The sequence below is a fragment of the Nocardia jiangxiensis NBRC 101359 genome (assembly GCF_000308615.1).
Classification (GTDB): Bacteria; Actinomycetota; Actinomycetes; order Mycobacteriales; family Mycobacteriaceae; genus Nocardia; species Nocardia jiangxiensis.
Genome location: NZ_BAGB01000028.1, coordinates 22,367 through 41,683, shown reverse-complemented (window position 1 = coordinate 41,683; position 19,317 = coordinate 22,367). Strand labels below are relative to the sequence as shown.

Genomic DNA, 19,317 nt, shown 5'->3' with positions numbered 1-19,317 from the left:
ATTCGACCGACACAAATAATTAACGGACAGGAAATACTGCGCGGCGCAACGGCATGGTTACCGTGAACAGTCCCTAATCACTTTCGCGCTGCGCGGCGACCATCTCGTCGACACAGACGACGATCGCCAGTGCCAACGGAACGTCGGGGTGATAGATCTCGACTCCGTAGCTGTCCCGAATGCGGAACCACTTGCGCGAGGTCTCGGCGACGATGCCCTGCGGACCCTCGAGGGTGTAGTTCTTCTCGATCAGGTCGCCGTGCGCGTTCCACCGCTCACCGTCGGCCAGCGCGATGGTGAAACTGTGCCGCAGCGGACTGAACAGCTTCTTGCGCACGGTGGCCACATGCCTGCCGCCGGAGCTCACGACCATGGCGGTGCGCAGCGCGAACACCTTCCGGCGCCCCACCGCGTACACCTCGCCCTGCGGCCCACGCAGCTCGAAGGTCCGCCGGAACGTGAGCACCTTGCCGTCGACGAGAAAAGCCTTGTTACCCGAATCGTCGGTGACCCAATAGTCCTGGCCCAGCCCGAGTACCCGCTGCCGCATCACATATCGCACGAATCCAGTCTGCCCGAATACGCCGCACGCGAACCCCGCCCGCAGGACGGCGACCACACCCCACCGGCCTCGAGTACCGATGACGGATCACAGCGAACCCGCGGAAACCCGCCCGGTAGGTTGACGATCATGATGATCAAGCTGGGTGAGCATGCACCGCAGGTCGAGGACACCGCGTGGGTGGCGCCGAACGCCACGGTGATCGGGCGGGTGCGACTGGGCGCGGAGGTCGGCATCTGGTATTCGGCGGTGCTGCGCGGCGATCTCGAGGACATCAGCGTCGGCCCGCGCACCAATATCCAGGACGGCTGTGTGCTGCACGCGGATCCGGGCTTCCCGCTGACGGTCGGCGAGGGAGTCTCGGTGGGGCACAACGCGATCCTGCACGGCTGCACGATCGGCGACAACGTCCTGGTCGGCATGGGTGCGACCGTGCTGAACGGCGCGGTGATCGGCGAAGGCAGCCTGATCGCGGCCAACGCGCTGATTCCCGAGGGCGCGCAGATCCCGCCCGGATCACTGGTGGCCGGGGTGCCCGGCAAGGTGCGCCGCGAACTCGGCGAGGCGGAGCTGGACAGGATTCGCCTGAACGCCACTGTGTACCTGCACAACCTGGCCGTACACCGGGACGCCGCCGAGGTGTGACACATCACACAGGGCTCGAATCCGGGTTGCCGAGTCTTGCTAGCATCGTGGCAGCGAGCTCGGAGTCCGGGTGGTGCCGCCGAGACGGCTGGCAGCACAAGGGATATCACCCTGGCGGCGGGCACGTGGTTTGGCAAGGAGGTTTCACGGTGTCGTGCGAGCAGTCCGGTATGCACCGATCCAGCGGGCGAATCAGTGTGGCCGATATCGCGGCCCAGCCGGGGGGCATCGAGGCGTTGCAGCGCCGGGTTCACGAATTACGTTCCAGCGGAATCGACTTCGCTGCGAACGCCATCGAGCGAGAGATGGATGCACTGAATCTGCGGTGAGCGCGAGCGGCGTCCACCGGCGGCGATGAGACAATGAGACACGTCCACCCGCATCGACGCGGTATCCGCCGACCGACTGGAGGCTCGATGCCCACCGTTCACTCGATCCTGGCCCGCATCCTGGAAAAGCCCCGGGCCGAGGGTGAGCATCTGCTCGAAAGCGCGTTGTCGGCATTCCTGGACTTCGGCATCAAGCGCACCAGTATGGGCGAGGTCGCGCGCCGCGCCGGGATCAGCCCGGCCACCCTGTACCGCCGATACGAGTCGAAGAACGATCTGGTCCAGGCCGTGGGGGTGCGCGAGGCGCAGCGATTCGTCGCCGATATCGACGACCGCGTGCAGGCCATCACCGACGGCGAGGACCAATTGGCGGAGATCTTCGTCGCGTTCATCACCTCACTGGCCCGCAACGAACTGCTGCAGCGCCTGCTGCGTACCGAACCGGACCTGATCCTGCCGCGACTGACCACCCAGGCCGGACCGATCCTCGCCGTCGGACGCGCCTATCTGGCCGACAAACTGCGGGCGCTCCACAAGGACGACACCGAACCGGATTTCGATGCCGACCTGGTCGCGGAGATCATGGCACGCCTGGCGCAGTCCCTGGCGCTGACCCCCGACGGGCTGATCCCGCTCGGCGACGAGGCAGCCGCACGGGAGTTCGCCCGCCGCACCCTGCTGCCGATGATGGGCGGACATCGTCCCTGAACCGCCGGTGCGCCCGCCCGCGTCGAACGAAGGAGAATTCTCATGCGGGCGAACTGAATTCGTCGCCGAGCTGCGCCGAGCCCAAGCCGAACGCGGCCGCGACCCACTCGTCCAGTTCCCCCGGATCCGGCGCCGCGCCCTCCTCCACCACGGCACGAACCCCGCGGACGAGCGCGTCCGCCGCCGCGGTCGACGGGTCCGGAACCGGAAGGCGCGCAACGTACTGCGTGATCCACCGCCGTCGCGCGGCATAGAGCCGATTACCGCACACCGCATCGTAGAACCGCAGGCCCAGCGCCGAATTCGCCACTCCCATCAGCAGATACGCCAGGGTTTCGCTGCCGATGTCGGGCACCGAGATCCAGTAGCAGTCGCCGTTGACGATCGCGCCGCTGCGATCGAGCGCGAAACGCGGTGCGACACTGATATCGGGAAAGACGAGCTTGGGATGCCGCCACAGATGCGGACGCTGCGGCACCCAGATCTCGAACCATTCCCGACCGCTCGCGGTGAGATAGGCCCGCGCGGCCAGCACATCCTTGTGCTCGGCGAGATATGCTGCCGCGCAAGGGAATCCGTCCAGATCCACCGGCGTGCGCCGCGAGCAGCTCACATCGTACGGATACAGCACGCGGGTCGGACGCTCCCGGGAGATCCGCCAGGGCACCAGGTCGTGGTGGGTGATCAGATCGAACAACAACTCCGGCTCCGGCGGCGAGGGCCGATGCTCCCACCGATCGGAGATGAACACCCGATCCGCGGTCGTCTTGATTCCCACGCGAATGCGCGCCACCTCGCCGAATGTCCGCCACGTCCCGCCACGCACCCGCCGCAACCACTCGTCCACACTCGGCCGCGACATCCGCCACGGCGTCGCCACATCCGCCGGACGCACGATCGGCCCGGAATCGCTCAACACCGGCACGGCGAACTCGACCGAATCCTCGAGCGGCGCAGCGGTACCCGGGTCGAGGGTGCCCGCCTCGATCGCGATGTGCCGACCTTCGTGCCGCAGCGAACATTCCCGGGCAGCGGCCAGGGCGGTGAAAAGGTCCAGGGTTTCGGCGGATTCACCGTCGGGGATCTCGTAGGCCGACACGTAGCGGCAGGGGGTCGCGAGCGATGCGCGCACCGCGACGGTGACGGCCGGTAGTACCGCGGCGTCGAAGAGTTTGGTGTCGCCCAGGTCGTAGAGTTCGACCGGGGTGAGATCGGCGCGTAACAGCGCGCGCAGGTTCGCGCCCGCCTTGGTGGTGAGAAATCGGTTGGCACACAACAAGCCCAGGACACCCCCGGGCCGTAGTAATCGAGGCACGCTGGCGACGAACGGATGGGTCAGATCGATCCGGCCGCGCAGTCCGAAGCGCACGCTCAACAGGCGCGCGGTCGCCCCGCCCAGCTGCTGGGTCCGCACATAGGGTGGATTGGTGATGACCGCGTCGAAACTGCTCTCCGCCAATTCCTCCGCAGCACAGAGGAAATCACCCACACGCCAGGTGACCGGCAGCCCCGCGGCGCGCTCCCGCGCGAGCGCGACCGCCGCCGCGTCCAGGTCGAAGCCGGTGAGCTGAACCGGGATCCCGGGAAACCGCCGCACCGCGGCCCGATACACCGCCAACAGCAATTCCCCGTCTCCGCAGGCAGGGTCCAGAATTCGCAACCGCCCCTGCGGCACAACATGTTCCAACAGACGCTCGGCCAGGAACTCGGCCAGCCGGACCGGTGTGTAGTGCCGCCCGTGCCGCTTGCGCACCCGTGCCCCGGCGGACGCGCTCGCCCGCCGGTCCGCCGCTGCCCGCCCCACCCGGCCGTCCATACCGGACCATTCTGCCCGGGTGAACCGGCAAATATCGGGTGACGAGCCGATCGACTCGATCGAATTCACGACCGGGAACACCCCGCACACGACAGTGGGCTCGCGGGGATGCTCTCCCGCGAGCCCACTCGGCTCGTTCTCATCTCACGGGCCCGGTCCGCAGCACCGCACCGGAACCACTCAGCCGAGGCTGAAAGGCTTGCCCCACAACGTCTCGGTCGAATCCATGACGTTGTCGTGCAGTACGACCGTGGTGTACGCGCGCGCCTCGGCGTATCCGGCGCAACCGTCCACCGAGATCGTGTGGTCGACGTACTGGGTCGTACCGGAGGTCCCGGTGAAGTTGTAGACCTGGATCATCTTGCTCGCGACGTTGCCCGGCTTGAGCTTGATCGACATCGACGGATCGGCGTACGGAGTGATGCCCGAACTGCTCAGACCCGCGCCGCTGTCGCCGGTCGAGACCGAGAGTCCGCCGCCGCCACCTCCGCCGCCCCCACCGCCGCCGTTACCGCCACCGCCGCCGCTGCTGTTGCCGCCGGAGCTCTGATCCGAGGAGGAGGCACCGCCGCCGCCGTCCGACTGATCGGCGCCGCCGTTGCCGGACTGGGAGTTGTTCTGATCGGCGGTGTTACCGCTGCCGTTGGCGTGTACGGCGCTGCCCAGATCGATCTGACAACCCACCAGGTAGCCGGTCTCGATCCGCCCGCCGGTGATCTTCACCCCGCCGGGTGCGGTGGCCTGCACCGTGGCCACCGCCGAGACCATCGCGTTGCGGGACAGCGGACTGGCGGCCATCGATCCCGACAGTGTGGCGCTCTCCCCGGTGCGGTCGACGTGCACGGTCACGGCGTCATGCGTGGTGTAGGACGCGTGCCCGTCCGGCAGCGGCACGTGGGTGTCCGCACCGGCCGACCCGCCGATGCCCAGTACGAGCGGTACGCACACACCCGCCACGATCGCGCTGCCCAGCGCGCCGCGCACGGCGCGATTGCGCTCCCGCGGGCCGAATGTCGTTGCGGCACTGCTGTTCATCGAAAGTTTCGCCCTCATCGCCCTCATCCGATGCTGAACGGGTTGCCGTACAGGGTGACCTCGGAGGTGCCCCGGCTGTTGGTGACCGTCAACGTGCTGAACGATCGCGCTTGCGCATATCCGGCGCACCCGTCGACCTGGATGCCGCGGTCGTGGTACTCCACGCCGATGGCACCGGCTTTCGGATCCATCTTCTTGGTCCCGAATTTCACCTGCGTCACACCGCCGGGCACCAGATCGATACTGGGCACGACCTCCGGCCACGCCGAATCGGGCGAGACATAGACGTCGCCGCCGAGTGAGAGCCCACCGGACAGATCGACCTGACATCCGACCAGGTAGCCGGTGACCAGCGTGCCGCCGGTCACGCCCGGCGCGGTCGCGTAGACCGTGGCCGACATGGTGGCCGTGCGCGAGAGGCCGTTGTAGGCCAGGGACGGGGAGAGCACCGCTTTCTCACCGGTGCGGCTGAAATCGACCGCGACACCGGTCGCGGTGGTGAAATGCTGCCGGCCATCGGGTAGCGGTACAACCGTATCTGCTTGCGCCACACCACATCCGAGCATCAGAACGGCGAGCCCCGCCCCACCGCGAATGAGCCAGCGACCGGCTCGTGAAACCAATCTCATATTTCCTTCATCGTTTGTGTTCGGGCAAGCGCAGCCAACGGTTGTTGATCTAGGTAAGAGTTAGCTGTGAGCCCACGGGGAATCTGCCGGGAATCGCAGTGCGACAGCACAGTCCGGACAGCGGCCTGCTCGAGATGTTCCGGAGACAGTACTCCGGCGTACCGGCCCGCCGAAACCGCGACGCACCGGACAGTCCGGATCAGTCGGACACGTAGACCCGGACCGCCGACACCCGTCCACCGCGCGCGACCACGATCTCGGCGATCCCGCGCCCGGCGGTCGTCTCCACCGATGCGGTCACATATCGCCCCGCCGCGATCGACTTGGCTACCTCGGTTCCGGCGGCCTGGGCGACGAAAGTGGCCGGATCCACCGCGATTCCGGCCGGCCATTCGAGCACCGCGCCCGGTGTCAGCGCCGCGCGCACCCCGTCGACGTCCCCACGCGCGGCGTCCTCGATCACCCCCGTCGCGGCCCGCTTACCCGCGGCCCCGACCCGGACGAACCCGCGCGCGAAGCCCAATGCGCCACCGATTCCCTGATTGCCGAGCAACTGCGGGGCGAGTCGCACGGCCGCGGCGAGTCCGCGCACACCGGCGGCCAGCAACTGCACGATCATCACCGGCAGTTCCCAATGCGCGTGCAGCTCACGAATTCTCAGCGCCCCGCCCTCTCGCTCGAGGTCGTAGCGCAGATGCATGGGCACCCGCAGGGTGACGCCCGTGGACATGGTCGTCTCGATCACCAGATCGCGGAATACCGTCGCACCGCACACCACGTCGTGCTCGACCCGGAAGGCGATGCCGTTGGGCGCGATGAACGTGTCGTAGAAGCGCTCGATCGCCGCGTGCCCGATGTGCGGACGCGATCCGACCGGATCCTCGACCCGGGCTCCGGATGCGAACAATCCGATCCAGGCGGCGCGATCGTGCACGGCGACAGCCCGTGGCGACGCCTCGACGGCGGCCAGCAGTTCGGCGGCTGATCCAGTTGCGGACATCATTTCCCTTCGTGACGTGGGGCGATGAACCCACCCCTAACCTATAACGTGTTCTACTTCATGTCACGGGGCGGAAAAATGGATTCCGGATCGAGTGCCCGACCGGGCAGACTTTCGCGCATGAGTCCGCGTGATACCCCCTCGGGGGTGGGAGCTTTCCTCAGGCCCTGGCTGCGGCCGAAGGTTCTGCTCCGAGTGGCGGTGGTGGCCGCGCTCACGGTGATGGTGCTCGTCGGTGTTTGTATCGGCGTCGTCCGGTGGCGCGCGAGCGGTCCGGAGTACTCCGCGACCTCGGTGCCGCCCGCCGACGTCGCGTTGGTGCCGGGTGCGGAGATCTACCCGAACGGCCAACCCTCCCCCTATGTGGCCGGCCGGCTCGACCTGGCTCGCACCCTGCTGAATACGGGCAAGGTCCAGGCGCTGCTGCTGACCGGAGATTTCGGCACGCCGACCTACGACGAACCCGATGCGATGCGCAGATATCTGATCGACAAGGGCGTGCCCGCGAACAAGATCGCCCTGGACTACGCCGGTTTCGACACCTATCAGTCCTGCGCTCGCGCCTACCGCATCTTCGGGGTGCGCAACGCGATCGTGGTCACCCAGGATTTCAGCGTCCCGCGCACCATCGCCCTGTGCCGGTCGGTGGGCATCCGGACCACCGCGGTCGGCGATCACAGCCAGGCGCACAACCTCACCTACGACAAATGCTGGGTACGTGATCAGATCGCCGCGATCAAGGCGGTGTATTCGATGCTGGTCCAACCCGATCCGAAATTCCTCGGCCGCCAGGAGACCTCGGTCCGCGATGCCATCGCGGCGAGCCCGCATTGATATCGCCTTGCGCCGCAGCTCCTTTCACCGGAATGCGGCACGTCGATCGGGTGCACCGACGCCGAATCCGTTGATCAGTGTGTCCACCACGACGTCGGCGGCCTGAGCGGCGCTGAGCTCGGGGAGGTCCTCGGCGGCCCGCAGCAGCAGCGACGGCAGCACCGCGCCGATCCAGCCCTGCGGCAGATCCTCGCGCAGCAGTCCCTCCTCGGTGGCGCGGCGCAGGAAGTGCTCGACCTCCGCGATGAACCCCTCGCGACGGTCGCGAATCGTCTTCTCGGACAACATGCGGAACGTCTCGACGGGCCAGCGGCGATTCACCTCGATGATGCCCTCCACGTAGCGGTGCAGTGCGACACCGACGGGCGCCTCCCGCAATCTCGCCGCGGCGATCACCTCCTCGACCGCGTCGTAGCGGGCGCGGTACACCGCGGCGAGCAGGTCCTCTCGGGAGGCGAAGCGGCGGTACACGGTGCGCCGGTCCACCCCGGCGGCAGCGGCAATGGCGGCGATGCTCACCGAGGGATCGTCGGCGAGCAGCCGCGCGCCGGTGCGCAGGACGAGTTCCAGGTTGTGCGCCGCATCCGCTCTCATCGCTCCAAGGTATCCGGCAGTGCCGCTCATCGCCGAACATCAGCCACATTCAGATGGAATAAACTTCGATAACTGCTACGTTGATGTGACAGTTAGTGCGTACGGGCAGACACCGTCACCCGACGCGGACAGTGAATCGGAACGGAGAAACCGCTCATGACCAGAACATGGTTGATCACCGGAGCATCTCGCGGCTTCGGCCGTCACCTCACCGAAGCGGTCCTCGCGGCAGGAGACCAGGTCGTCGCCACCGCACGCCGACCCGAGCAACTCGACGATCTGGCGACCGCCCACGGCGAGCGGATCCGGGCCGTGGCGCTGGACGTCACCGATGCGGCCGCCGCCGAACACGCGGTTCAGCAAGCGATCGACGCGTTCGGCCACCTCGACGTCGTGGTCAACAACGCCGGTTACGCCAACAGCGCACCGATCGAAGAGATGGCCGAGCAGGATTTCCGCACCCAGGTCGAGACCAATCTGTTCGGCGTCGTCAACGTCACCCGCGCCGCGCTGCCGGTGCTGCGCGCCCAGCGGTCCGGAATATTCGTCCAGTTCTCCTCGATCGGCGGAAGGGTCGGCGGCACACCGGGAATGGGCGCGTACCAGACCGCCAAATTCGCGGTGGAAGGATTCTCCGAAGTGCTCGCCAGCGAGGTCGCACCGTTCGGAGTGCAGGTCGTCATCGTCGAACCCGGCGGCTTCCGCACCGACTGGCAGGGTTCGTCGATGACCCTGCACACCGTCGGCCCCGACTACGAGCAGACCGTCGGCGCGATCAACCGGTACCGGCAGGACAGCCACGGCAGCCAGCCCGGAGATCCCGCCCGCGCGGCGAAGGTCCTCATCGACGTCGTCGCCGATGAGAACCCGCCCCGCCGCCTACTACTCGGCAGCGACGCCCTCGCCGCGGCACGCGACGCGGGCAGGATCCGCGCCGCGGAAACCGAGCAGTGGGCAGCGGTGAGCACCTCCACCGATTTCGCCGCTGACGAACAACGACGCTGCCGCAACGTCTTTCGCTCGGACCGTCACCGGGTGGCGATGCGGGGCGTCACTGCGACGGCGGCATCAGCATCGGGACCGGTTCGCGCACGGTCACCAGCACGACGACGTCGCCGTAGGGCGCCGCACCCCGCGCCACGCGATGTGCCATGCGCGCCACGGAGGTTCGCCACCGGTACTTGGCGTCGATCTCCGATTGCACGAACGGCAGCAGGGTGCCTCCGGTCACGACCTGGGCCTGCCCGTGCCACTGATGTGAACCGAGGGCCGGGTTGCCGCGCCAGTCGCCGGGTTGCACGATCACCCGGCCGTCCTGGGCGAGCTGCTCGGCCTCCTCGGCGTAGGAGGAGACGCGAAATGCCAACTGGTTGTGCCCGATCGGGACGACCAGCCGGGGCACCGTCACCAACTGTTGCGGGCCGGCGACGCGCGTGACCAGGGCCGTCTTCGCCTCCTGCCACATCATCGCGAGCTGGGATCTTCCGGAGCGAGCCGGTACCCGCCGCGAATTCGCCGCAGGATCCGGCTGGGCGATCTGTCGGTAGTTGGTAGGGACATCCACCAGGGTTCCTGCCATCACATTCGTCCTCTCCGGTGACACAATCCAGCGCTGGTTCGGTGTCGGATCCACCGGTCCCGCCCGGTCGGCGGGCCGTCCGCCGCCCTGTGATCGCTCGCCGGTTCGGCAGCATTACAGACCGACCAGTCGGCCCTCCCAGAGGGCGTACGAACCCCCTTCCCGCCCGGATTCGGTCGTACATCCGGCCGAGCGCGAGCCCGACATGCCGGGCATCCTCGGCCGACCACCTTCGATACTCCATTCCCCGCCTCAGGATGGCAACGACGCAGGTCACATCTGTCTCGGACGCGCACCGTGACGAGTTCGCGACGGTCCGCCGCGAGGGTCCGATCCGGTCACCGCACAACCTTCGAAGCGGTACGGACTCAACCGTTCTCGGCGACCGGGTCGGAATCGGCGTCGAGCGCCTCGAGGACCGCGTCACCGTTTTCCCGTGCCCACTCGGTCAGGACGTGGATCGGATCGATCAGCGTCGCTCCGAGCGGAGTGAGTTCGTACTCGACGCGGGGCGGCACTTCGGCATACGCGTGGCGGCGCACGAGTCCGTGTGATTCGAGCCGTCGGAGCGTCTGGGTGAGCACCTTGCGGGAGATGCCGCCGATCAGCTCGATCAGCTCACCGTGGCGCACCGGGCCGCGGCTGAGGCCGTAGAGCACGACCACGGTCCACTTGTCGGCGATCAGCTCGACCGCCAGACGCCCCGGACAGTCGGCTAGAAAGGGGGCACCGGGGCCGAAACCGCTCATGGCGCCAAAGGTACCTGGGGGTTCCCATGGGGAAACCTAGCCTGGTTTTTCCTTCCCCCTCCGAAGCCAGGAGAGTCATGCGAATCATCACCCAGCAGGAGATCGGCGGTCCCGAGGTGCTCACCATCGTGGACGCGCCCGCGCCCCGGCCCCTGCCGACCGAGGTCCTCGTCCGTGTCGAGGCGATCGGGCTGAACCCGCTGGAGGCGCGACTGCGCGCCGGCGAATTCCCGTTGATCGGCAAGCCGCCGTTCATTCTCGGCTGGGATATCAGCGGTGTGGTCGAACAGGCGCAGACGTGGCGCTTGCGGCCCGGCGACGAGGTTTTCGGAATGCCGCTGTTCCCGCGGGCGGCCGGTGCGTACGCCGAATTCGTATCTGCTCCGGCATTGCACCTGACGCGCAAACCGGCGTCGCTCTCACACGTCGAGGCGGCCGCGTTGCCGGTCGTCGGGCTGACGGCGTGGCAGGGCCTCGTCGACCTCGGCGGCGTGAGCGCGGGTGACCGCGTCCTGGTCCACGGCGGTGGCGGCGGGGTCGGCCACGTCGCGATCCAGATCGCGAAATCGCTCGGCGCGCACGTGATCGCGACAGCAGGCGGGAGCAAACGAGAGTTCGTCCAAGGGCTCGGCGCCGACGAGGTGATCGACTACAGGACAGTCGATTTCACCGAGGCGGTCAGCGACATCGATATGGTGCTCGACACACTCGGCGGCGACACCGTCGAACGGTCGCTCGCAGTGCTCCGGCCAGGAGGGCACCTGGTGACAGCGGTCGCCGAGGAGGATTCGGAACTCGCCGCGAAGTTCGAGGCGGCCGGCATGCGCTTCAGCGGCATCGCGGTCGACCCGGATCCGGTTGCCCTGCAACGGCTCGTCGAACTCGTCGAACAGGGCAGGCTCCGGGTCCACGTGCAGGAGACGTTCCCCTTCGAGCGCGTCGCCGACGCGCACCGGCTGCTCGACGGCGGTCACCTCCAGGGCAAGCTCGTGCTCACCCTCTGACTCCGTCGACGAATTCCGACGCGCGACATAAACTCGGCTGCAATGTATGTCGAGATGATGTTCGACTCGCTCGAGGGCCTGTCGGTGGGGGATGCACTCGGCCAGCAATTCCCCGTCATGCGCACGTCGGTCGATGCGCTGCGCGCCGGGGCCGTCCCGGTCGGGCAGTGGCGATGGACCGACGACACCGAGATGGCCTGCAGTGTGGTCGCCGAACTGTGCACGCGCGGCGCGATCGATCAGGATCGTCTCGCCGAGGTCTTCGCGCGGCGGTGCGATCCGGATCGCGACTACGGCTTCGCCACGGTCGGGAACCTGAGCCGCATCCGCAAGGGCGCGCCGTGGCGCGAGGTGTCCGCCGCGGCGTTCGATCATCAGGGCTCGTGCGGCAACGGTGCGGCCATGCGGGTCGCGGCGCTCGGGGCCTACTTCGCCGGTGATCCGGAAACGATTGTCGCCCAGGCAATCCGCTCGGCCCAGGTGACGCATATGCATCCCGAAGGGATCAGCGGCGCGGTCGCGGTGGCACTCGCGGCCGGGCACGCGGCGCACGCCCGGAAGGCCGGAATACGGCCCGCGCCGGAGGAATTCATCACCACCGTGCTCGATCGTCTCGGCGACAGCGAGACCAGTCGCGGAATCCGCCGCGCCCGAACGCTACTCGGCGCTTCGGTCCAGCAGGTCGCCGACGAACTCGGCAACGGCTCCCACGTCACCGCACAGGACACCGTGCCACTCACCCTGTGGATCGCGGCGACGCATCTGCAGGACTACCCCACCGCGATCACCACATGCCTTGCCGCGGGCGGAGATATCGACACCACCGCGGCGATCGTGGGCGGCATCGTCGCCGCCCACACCGGGAGCGAGGCGGTCCCCCGCGAATGGCTCGCCGCGCGAGAACCGTTGCCCGGCTGGCTGGATCGAGCTCGTCCAGCCAAGGCCGGACCGGGTCGTCTTCGCCGGTGGTTCACGGGCAGTCGGTGAAATCTCTTGTCCTCGCGAACCGCGCCCGAACCCGAACAAACCTCATCCCTCCGAAACCGACTGACCCACAAGACCATAACCCTGCCTCGGTACGGTCGCGACCGTGTGACCGTGACCGGCAGCGCGCCACCACCCATGACAACCGTCATGGGTGGTTCGTGACGAACGAGCCGGGTGGGGCGCACTCGGCGACCGTAATTTGGGAGTCGACACAGCCACCTCCGTTCACGGGAGTCCGAGATGACCGCCACCCAGGCAGCGCCCACACCCGACCGCCGAGCGATGGTCCGCCAGATCCTGCGCGACGTCGGGGTGCCGCTCGTCGCGTACTACGCACTGCACGCCCTGGGGGCGAGCAATCTGGTCGCACTCGGTGCGGGCACCGTGATCTCGGGTGCGTTCCTGCTCGCGGAGGTCGCGCACAAACGTAAGGTCGACCTCTTCGCGGGAGTGATCCTGGCCGGATTCGTGATCGGGTTCGCGATGACCTTCCTCTCCGGCGACGCGCGATTCATGCTGGCGAAGGATTCGGTCGTCACGGGCCTGATCGGGCTGGCATTCCTGGGCAGCGCCCTGATCGGCAAACCGCTGGTCTACGTGGCCGCGCGCAGCGGGATGGCCGGGTCCGACCCGGCCAAGGCGGCCGCGTTCGAGGAGCGGTACCGGACTCGCCCGGCCATGCGACGGGCGTTCGGCATGCTGAGCGGAATCTGGGGCGTCGGCCTGCTCGGCGAGGCCGCACTGCGAGTTTTCCTGGTCTATCAGCTGCCCGTCTCGACCATGGTGTGGTTGTCCACGGTCATGATGGTGGTGACCTTCACCGTGCTGATCGGGCTGAGCATCGCGCTCGGTCGCCGGTGGAAGGCGGCCGGAGAGCGTGCCGAAGCCACCGCACTCGCCGCGGCCTGAACCTCCACGAATCATCTACTGCACCAATAAAATTCGCGCCTCGCCCGGATCCCTCCGAGCGAGGCGCGATGCTGTGTCGGCTCAGCCGTTCGGCAGAATCACCGCGCGGCCGTTGATCTTTCCGCTGTGCAACCGCTCGTAGGCCAGCGGCGCGTCCGCCATGGCGAAGGTTTCCACGTGCACCTTCACCGAACCGGCCCGAGCCAGATCGAGCACCTCGTGCAACTCCTCGCGACTGCCCCAGTACGGCGCCATGACATTCACTTCGAAGGGCAGCACACCGAAACCGACCGGCACCGTACCGCCGGCGATGCCGATGATCGTGATATCTCCCTCCACCGCGACACACCCCGCGGCGGTGGCGGTCGTCGGCGTGGCCCCGACGAAGTCGAATACCGCGGTCGCACCCCGGCCGCCAGTCAGCTCCCGCACCCGATCGGCCGCCGCGGCGTCGGAAATCACGGTCTCGTGTGCGCCGACCGTACGCGCGAGTTCGAGTTTGTCCTCGCTCACGTCCAGAGCGATCACCCGCGCCGGACTCGATGCGCGCAACAGCTGAATGGCCACGTGCCCGAGACCGCCGGCGCCGATCACCACGGCCGTCGAGCCGGGAACGAGTTTCGGCAACGACCGTTTGATCGCGTGATACGGGGTCAGTCCGGCGTCGGTCAGCGGGACGGTCTCGACCGGATCCAGCCCGTCGAGCGGCTCGAGATGCCGCGCATCGTCCACGATCATGTATTCGGCGATCGCCCCCGGCGCACCCAGTCCGGGCGGGAAGATGTTCAGCTCACCAGCCCGCAGGCAGTAGTTCTCCCGCCCACCCGCACACGGCGGACAGGCGCCACATCCCCACGGACCGTAGACGGCGACCGAGTCACCCACCGCGAATCCGGTCACCCCGTCACCCAGCGCCTCGATCGTCCCGGCCCCCTCGTGTCCCAGTGTGAGCGGCAGCGGATACGGGAAATCCTTTTCCGGCCAGGACATCACGGCGATATCCGAGTGACACACCCCCGCCGCGGTCACCTTCAACAACACCTGTCCGGGCCCCGGTTCCGGATCGGGCACGGTCACCAATTCCGGTGCGGCGCCGATGGTTCGATATTGCAGAGCCTTCATCGCTATACCTCCGCGGTCGAGTTCACGGTCGGATACACCGCGCCACACCCCGAACGCACGGATCAGCGAATACTCCGCAAACGGCTGGATGCACCGCGGCCCCGGCCTCGAATACCGACGTCGATGGCTCACCGCAACACAGAGGCCTGGGAACATCCCCCCGATCATACGGCCGAACCGGGCAGGCCCAGCAACTGCTCCGATATCAACGGCAATCAACCAGCGAACTACTTTGCAGACAGCATGGCGCTCGAATTACCCGCCCCGAAGCCGGAAGAACTCCCCGCGGCCCCGAAACCCGGACCAGCCGCGCGGTGCATTGCATTCACGCCGACCACAACCCTCCCCGGGCGGGCGAACCCCGGATAGCTTCGGCCGCATGACAACCGATGTGGGCGCACCGCTCAATGCCATCACTCGGGCCACCGCGCAGGCCGTCGCCGACGATCCGGCGAACGCGCTCGCCGTCTTCCGCGCTTCCGGTGTCGCGGAGAGCGCCGTTGCCACCGTGGTCGAGGCCCGCACGCACACGGTCCGGGTGGACGAGCCCCCGGCGCTGGGCGGTGCGGACACCGCCGCCAATCCGGTCGAGGTGTATCTGGCCGCGTTGATCGCCTGCCAGGTGGTGACCTACCGGTTCGTGGCCGAGCAGCGCGGCATCGTCGTGGACGATCTGCGGATCGACGCCGAGGGCGATCTGGACGTCCGCGGATTCTTCGGGTTGGACGAGTCGGTTCGCCCGGGATTCCAGGCCGTGCGGTTGACGGTCCACCTCCGTGGACCCGAGTCGGCCGAGCGCTATGCCGAATTGCAACGTGAGGTCGAAAGGCGTTGCCCCGTACTGGATCTCACCATCGAACCGACACCGGTGCGGACCACGCTCGTCACCGAGTGACTTACGCCCCAGGACCTTTCACTGTCACACTCGAGCGGTGAGCCTGCGGCGATTGTTCAAACGGACCCCTGGTCACCCGGTGACGGGAACGTTCCGGGTCACCGGCGTGTCCGTCACCCGGGACGAGGACGGCTACGGCAGCGCGCGGCTGTCCGGTGTGCTGTCCGGTCCGGAGGTCCCGGCACGGGCGCTGCGGGTCGGGCGGCGGTACGGCCCCGGCGAGCGGGTGCCCGAATGCGGCGACGAATTCCCGGCCACGATCGACCGCGAACATCCCGGTCGCTACGGAATCATCTGGCCCGAACAGGTTTCGCCGGGCACGAAGGCGCTGTGGAACGAGGAGTACGCCGAACGGGTCGCCGCCGCCATGCGCCTGGGCCTCGAGCCCTCGGTCGTGCCCGAGGTGACCGGCATCGGCATCCGGGAACTGGCGCGCGTGGCCGTCGAACGCCGCTACGGACGGGACCTGCTGCCCGACGGCAACCGGCAGATCACCGCCGAGGAGGCCCAGGAGCTCTACCGCACAGGCGTGCGCGCGACCGCGACGATCACCGGGATCGACTTCCTCGAGGTGCCCTCCCGCAGTATGCCCGACGCGGAGTCGAGCCTGGCGAATGTCGCTGTGCGAGTGAACTATCCGGACGGAGTCGAATACACGACCACCGCGCGTTTCGGCTTCCGCACCGCCGCGCGCAGGGCTCAGATCGGTTTCGTCGGCGCGCGGGTGCCGGTCCGGATCCACCCACAGGACCGAGCACGCCTGTGCCTGGACAGTCCCGCGTTGCCGACGCTGCCCGAGTGAGAGCTGATCCTGCACCTGCCCAGCCACCGGCTTGGACTCGAGCCTGGATCGCGTCGTGGCACAACACGATCGGCTACACACCACCCAAACCCGTCACCATTCGCCCCCGGCCCCAACCGAGATCTACGTGGAAAAGCTGGGCAGACAGTGGCTACCCCACACCCGAAACGCACTAGTACGCGCGCCGCAGGCGCGCGGGCGGACCGTGCGTCCATCCCGCCGAGCGAGGTCGGTGGTGTGGGAGTCGGCCGGGCGTGCGGCGGCGAGGATGCGCAGCGTTGTACGGGCGCGGCAAAGCCTATGCATCCTGCCCGATCCAGACGGTCTTGGCGTTCATGAACTCCCGCATACCGAGGTCCGCCAGCTCGCGTCCGTAACCGCTGCGTTTGACGCCGCCGAAGGGGATCTCGGGGTAGCTGGTCGTGTTGCCGTTGATGAAGGCCATGCCCGACTGCACGTCGCGGACGAAGAGTTCGCGTTCGGCCTCGTCCTCGCTCCACAGGTTCGACCCGAGGCCGTAGGGGTGCCCGTTGGCCTCCCGCAATGCATCCTCCAAAGAGGAGACCGTCCACACCTGCGCCACGGGACCGAAGACCTCCTCGTGGTACATCCGCATCTCCGACGTGATGCCGGTCAGCACGGTGGGCGGGTAGAACCAGCCGGGCCCGTCCGGGCGTTCGCCGCCCAGCAGCACTGTCGCGCCCTTGCCGACGGCGTCCTCGACGTAGGATTCCACATCCCGCCGGCCGGACTCGGTGGCCAGCGGACCGACGTCGGTCCCCCCGTCCATCGGGTCACCCACCACCAGTGCGCCCATCTTCGCCACGAACATCTCGATGAATGCGTCACCGATGTCCTGGTGGACGAAGAACCGCTTGCCGTTGATGCAGGACTGCCCATTGTTCAAACACCGCGCCTTGACCGCGACGTCGGTGGCCCGCTCCAGGTTCGTGGAGGGCATGACGATGAACGGGTCGGAGCCGCCGAGTTCGAGGACCACCTTCTTGATCTCGTCGCCGGCGATGGTGGCCACCGACCGCCCCGCCGGTTCACTGCCCGTCAGTGTCGCGGCCGCCACCCGCGGGTCGCGCAGCACCTGCTCCACCTTCCCCGACGAGATCAGCAGGGTCTGGAACACGTCGTCCGGGAAGCCCGCGTCACGGAAGAGCTCTTCCAGGTACAGGGCGCACTGCGGCACGTTCGAGGCGTGCTTCAACAGTCCCGCGTTCCCCGCCGTCAGGGCAGGCGCGGCGAACCGCATGACTTGCCACAACGGCAGATTCCACGGCATCACCGCGAGCACCACACCGATCGGCTGGTACGTCACGAACGTCTGCTCCGCGCCTACGCGCCGGCCATCACCGACCACATCCCGCAGGAATGCGGGGCCCGCGGTGGCGTAGAACCGCAGCCCGTGCACGCACTTGGCCACTTCCTGCTCCGCCGCCCGCAATGTCTTGCCCATTTCCATGGTGATCATCCGGCTGACGCTCTCGGCCTCCTTCTCCAGGCGGTCGGCCGCATGCTGCAGCCATCCCGCCCGCTCCTCGACGCTCGTGAGCCGGTACGAGGCAGCCGCTGCCGACGCCCGTGCAAGCTTGTCCTCCAGTTCCTCAGGAGTCAGTTCGTCGAACCTCCTGAGGACCTCACCCGTCACAGGACTCGTCGTCGCGATAGCCATAAATTAACGGTACGTCCGCCTAATATGGCTCGCAATCCACATTTGCGCCCTCGTCCCACCCACAGCGAAGCGAGGAACACGTGATGCAGATGCTCGCAGCCCGGATGTACGGATACCGGGAACCGCTTCGGATCGAAGAGGTTCCTGTGCCTGAGCCCGGGCCGGGCGAGATTCTCCTGAAGGTCGCCGCGACGGGCATGTGCCGAAGCGACTATCAGCTACTCGACGGTTACTTCAAGGGCCCGTTCCCCGTGGAGTTCCCCTACATCCCCGGTCACGAGGTCACAGGCCGAGTGGCGGGACTGGGCAGCGGCGTACCGAAAACGCTGGCCTACTCGGAGGGCGACATGGTCGTGGTGAATCCCAGCTGGGGAGACGGCACCTGCCGGCAGTGCCGCGAAGGCAACGAACAGCTGTGCAGCGGCAACGGCCGGTGGGTGGGCTTCGGCCCTCCCGGAGGCTTCGCCGAGTACATGGCGGTGGAGTACCGCCATGCGATCCCGGTCTCGGAGGACGCCGCGAAAGCACCCGAGCTCCTCGCCCCCATGACCGACGCGGGTATGACTCCGTACCGAGGGATGCGCAAGCTCCGGGACGCGGGCAAGCTAGGCCCCGGCCGCACCGTCGCGGTCACGGGCATCGGCGGGCTGGGAAGCTACGCGGTCCAATACGCGAAGCTGCTCGGAGCTGGAGCGATCGTGGTGGCGCTCGCACGGACGGACAGCAAACTGGGCGTGGCGAAGGAGAACGGCGCGGACCACGGCATCAATGTCAAGGACAAGTCCACCGAGGCCATCCAGCGCGAACTGGAGAGGCTGACCGGCCGGAGAACCATCGACGCCATCCTGGACTGCGTCGGCAGCGAGGCATCTGTCTCGATGGGGTTCGACCTGCTGGGCCCCGAAGGCGCACTGGCGGCCGTCGGCCTCATGAGCCACCGCGTCGAGCACCGGCAGTTCCCGTTCGTCGGCACGGAACTGTCCTACCTGGGTTCCTTCTGGGGCAACCACTTGGACCTCGTCGAGGTGCTCTCCCTGGCCGAAGCCGGCCTCATCAAGCACAACGTCACCAAAGTCAGCCTCCAGGACATCAACGAGAACCTGGAAGCCCTGGGCCGCGGCGAGATCGTCGGACGCCAAGTCATCGTCTTCGAATGAAGCCCGCGGCGGGCAAACCCGGAAGCCAGCCACCCACCGGCAATAAATCGACTCGCCCCTCCCGCACCCTGCTACGTCTCTCCTCCAGAGCACAGTTGCCTGATATTTGCAGTGCCCTGTGGTGGCCTGGGCGAACTGTGTGACTGGGCTCGTCCGGGCTGCCGAGGTACAGCCCTACCGGCTCATTACGCTGCGGGCGGCTTACGCCTCCTGCGGGCTATCCTCACCAACATGTGCGGCGGATATGCGTGCTGCGCGCTATTTCGATCGAGGCCGCCGC

At 67.6% G+C, this 19,317-nt stretch carries 20 protein-coding genes and 1 pseudogene; 11 read left to right on the top strand and 10 right to left on the bottom strand.

Annotated elements, in window-relative coordinates; translation table 11 throughout:
* Nucleotides 1-73: 73 nt before the first annotated feature.
* Nucleotides 74-562 (bottom strand): LURP-one-related/scramblase family protein, encoded by a 489-nt coding sequence (locus ON40_RS10035; protein WP_040820992.1) that lies wholly within the window; start codon nt 560-562, stop codon nt 74-76.
* A gap of 129 nt (nt 563-691) precedes the next feature.
* On the opposite strand from ON40_RS10035, the gene ON40_RS10030 reads away from it, so the two are divergent.
* From ON40_RS10030 to ON40_RS10020, 3 genes are all read left to right on the top strand, one after another.
* On the top strand, nt 692-1,207 hold the full coding sequence (locus ON40_RS10030; protein ID WP_040820914.1) for a gamma carbonic anhydrase family protein: 516 nt from the start codon (nt 692-694) through the stop codon (nt 1,205-1,207).
* 149 nt (nt 1,208-1,356) lie between these two features.
* A complete protein-coding gene (locus ON40_RS10025) occupies nt 1,357-1,536 on the top strand; it encodes a hypothetical protein (protein ID WP_040820912.1) in 180 nt (59 codons plus the stop codon).
* A gap of 87 nt (nt 1,537-1,623) precedes the next feature.
* Nucleotides 1,624-2,244 (top strand): TetR/AcrR family transcriptional regulator, encoded by a 621-nt coding sequence (locus ON40_RS10020; protein ID WP_040820910.1) that lies wholly within the window; start codon nt 1,624-1,626, stop codon nt 2,242-2,244.
* A gap of 40 nt (nt 2,245-2,284) precedes the next feature.
* Here the strand turns inward: ON40_RS10020 and ON40_RS10015 are convergent, their stop codons facing one another.
* From ON40_RS10015 to ON40_RS10000, 4 genes are all read right to left on the bottom strand, one after another.
* The gene (locus ON40_RS10015; RefSeq protein ID WP_245567742.1) at nt 2,285-4,129 is read right to left on the bottom strand and encodes an Eco57I restriction-modification methylase domain-containing protein; all 1,845 of its coding nucleotides are present in this window, start codon (nt 4,127-4,129) and stop codon (nt 2,285-2,287) included.
* Between the two features lie 111 nt (nt 4,130-4,240).
* Nucleotides 4,241-5,113 carry an MspA family porin gene (locus ON40_RS10010; RefSeq protein WP_157186254.1) on the bottom strand — a complete coding sequence of 291 codons (873 nt, stop codon included), beginning with the start codon at nt 5,111-5,113 and terminating at the stop codon, nt 4,241-4,243.
* Nucleotides 5,114-5,118: 5 nt separating this feature from the next.
* Entirely contained in the window at nt 5,119-5,724 is a 606-nt protein-coding gene (locus ON40_RS10005; protein WP_040820905.1) for an MspA family porin, read from the bottom strand.
* Nucleotides 5,725-5,923: 199 nt separating this feature from the next.
* The gene (locus tag ON40_RS10000; RefSeq protein WP_040820988.1) at nt 5,924-6,724 is read right to left on the bottom strand and encodes a nuclear transport factor 2 family protein; all 801 of its coding nucleotides are present in this window, start codon (nt 6,722-6,724) and stop codon (nt 5,924-5,926) included.
* A gap of 120 nt (nt 6,725-6,844) precedes the next feature.
* Between ON40_RS10000 and ON40_RS09995 the strand changes: the two genes are divergently transcribed.
* Nucleotides 6,845-7,558, top strand: a complete 714-nt coding sequence (locus ON40_RS09995) for a SanA/YdcF family protein (RefSeq protein ID WP_083895540.1) — start codon at nt 6,845-6,847, stop codon at nt 7,556-7,558.
* Between the two features lie 24 nt (nt 7,559-7,582).
* Here ON40_RS09995 and ON40_RS09990 read toward each other — a convergent pair whose 3' ends face one another.
* The gene (locus ON40_RS09990; protein ID WP_040820984.1) at nt 7,583-8,152 is read right to left on the bottom strand and encodes a TetR/AcrR family transcriptional regulator; all 570 of its coding nucleotides are present in this window, start codon (nt 8,150-8,152) and stop codon (nt 7,583-7,585) included.
* 156 nt (nt 8,153-8,308) lie between these two features.
* Here ON40_RS09990 and ON40_RS54470 point away from each other — a divergent pair.
* Nucleotides 8,309-9,133, top strand: a pseudogene (locus tag ON40_RS54470) (oxidoreductase); the annotation flags it as partial.
* A gap of 70 nt (nt 9,134-9,203) precedes the next feature.
* Here ON40_RS54470 and ON40_RS54465 read toward each other — a convergent pair.
* Together ON40_RS54465 and ON40_RS09975 are read right to left on the bottom strand one after the other, a co-directional pair.
* A complete protein-coding gene (locus ON40_RS54465; RefSeq protein ID WP_040820903.1) occupies nt 9,204-9,731 on the bottom strand; it encodes a hypothetical protein in 528 nt (175 codons plus the stop codon).
* Between the two features lie 368 nt (nt 9,732-10,099).
* A complete protein-coding gene (locus ON40_RS09975; RefSeq protein ID WP_040820901.1) occupies nt 10,100-10,480 on the bottom strand; it encodes a winged helix-turn-helix transcriptional regulator in 381 nt (126 codons plus the stop codon).
* Nucleotides 10,481-10,557: 77 nt separating this feature from the next.
* On the opposite strand from ON40_RS09975, the gene ON40_RS09970 reads away from it, so the two are divergent.
* The 3 genes from ON40_RS09970 (at nt 10,558) to ON40_RS09960 (ending at nt 13,380) form a co-directional block, all read left to right on the top strand.
* Nucleotides 10,558-11,484, top strand: coding sequence for an NADP-dependent oxidoreductase (locus ON40_RS09970; protein ID WP_040820899.1), 927 nt, complete (start codon nt 10,558-10,560; stop codon nt 11,482-11,484).
* A gap of 42 nt (nt 11,485-11,526) precedes the next feature.
* A complete protein-coding gene (locus tag ON40_RS09965) occupies nt 11,527-12,471 on the top strand; it encodes an ADP-ribosylglycohydrolase family protein (RefSeq protein WP_051192927.1) in 945 nt (314 codons plus the stop codon).
* Between the two features lie 240 nt (nt 12,472-12,711).
* Entirely contained in the window at nt 12,712-13,380 is a 669-nt protein-coding gene (locus ON40_RS09960) for a VC0807 family protein (RefSeq protein WP_040820897.1), read from the top strand.
* An 81-nt stretch (nt 13,381-13,461) separates the two neighbouring features.
* Here ON40_RS09960 and ON40_RS09955 read toward each other — a convergent pair whose 3' ends face one another.
* Nucleotides 13,462-14,502, bottom strand: coding sequence for an NAD(P)-dependent alcohol dehydrogenase (locus tag ON40_RS09955; protein WP_040820895.1), 1,041 nt, complete (start codon nt 14,500-14,502; stop codon nt 13,462-13,464).
* Nucleotides 14,503-14,881: 379 nt separating this feature from the next.
* On the opposite strand from ON40_RS09955, the gene ON40_RS09950 reads away from it, so the two are divergent.
* Complete coding sequence (locus ON40_RS09950) at nt 14,882-15,397, top strand: OsmC family protein (protein ID WP_040820894.1); 516 nt, start codon at nt 14,882-14,884, stop codon at nt 15,395-15,397.
* A gap of 37 nt (nt 15,398-15,434) precedes the next feature.
* Nucleotides 15,435-16,199 (top strand): hypothetical protein, encoded by a 765-nt coding sequence (locus tag ON40_RS09945; protein ID WP_169541846.1) that lies wholly within the window; start codon nt 15,435-15,437, stop codon nt 16,197-16,199.
* 298 nt (nt 16,200-16,497) lie between these two features.
* On the opposite strand, the gene ON40_RS09940 is transcribed toward ON40_RS09945, so the two are convergent.
* Nucleotides 16,498-17,880, bottom strand: coding sequence for an NADP-dependent succinic semialdehyde dehydrogenase (locus tag ON40_RS09940; protein WP_040820891.1), 1,383 nt, complete (start codon nt 17,878-17,880; stop codon nt 16,498-16,500).
* Nucleotides 17,881-17,963: 83 nt separating this feature from the next.
* On the opposite strand from ON40_RS09940, the gene ON40_RS09935 reads away from it, so the two are divergent.
* Entirely contained in the window at nt 17,964-19,037 is a 1,074-nt protein-coding gene (locus tag ON40_RS09935; RefSeq protein ID WP_083895538.1) for an NAD(P)-dependent alcohol dehydrogenase, read from the top strand.
* The last annotated feature ends 280 nt before the right edge of the window (nt 19,038-19,317 follow it).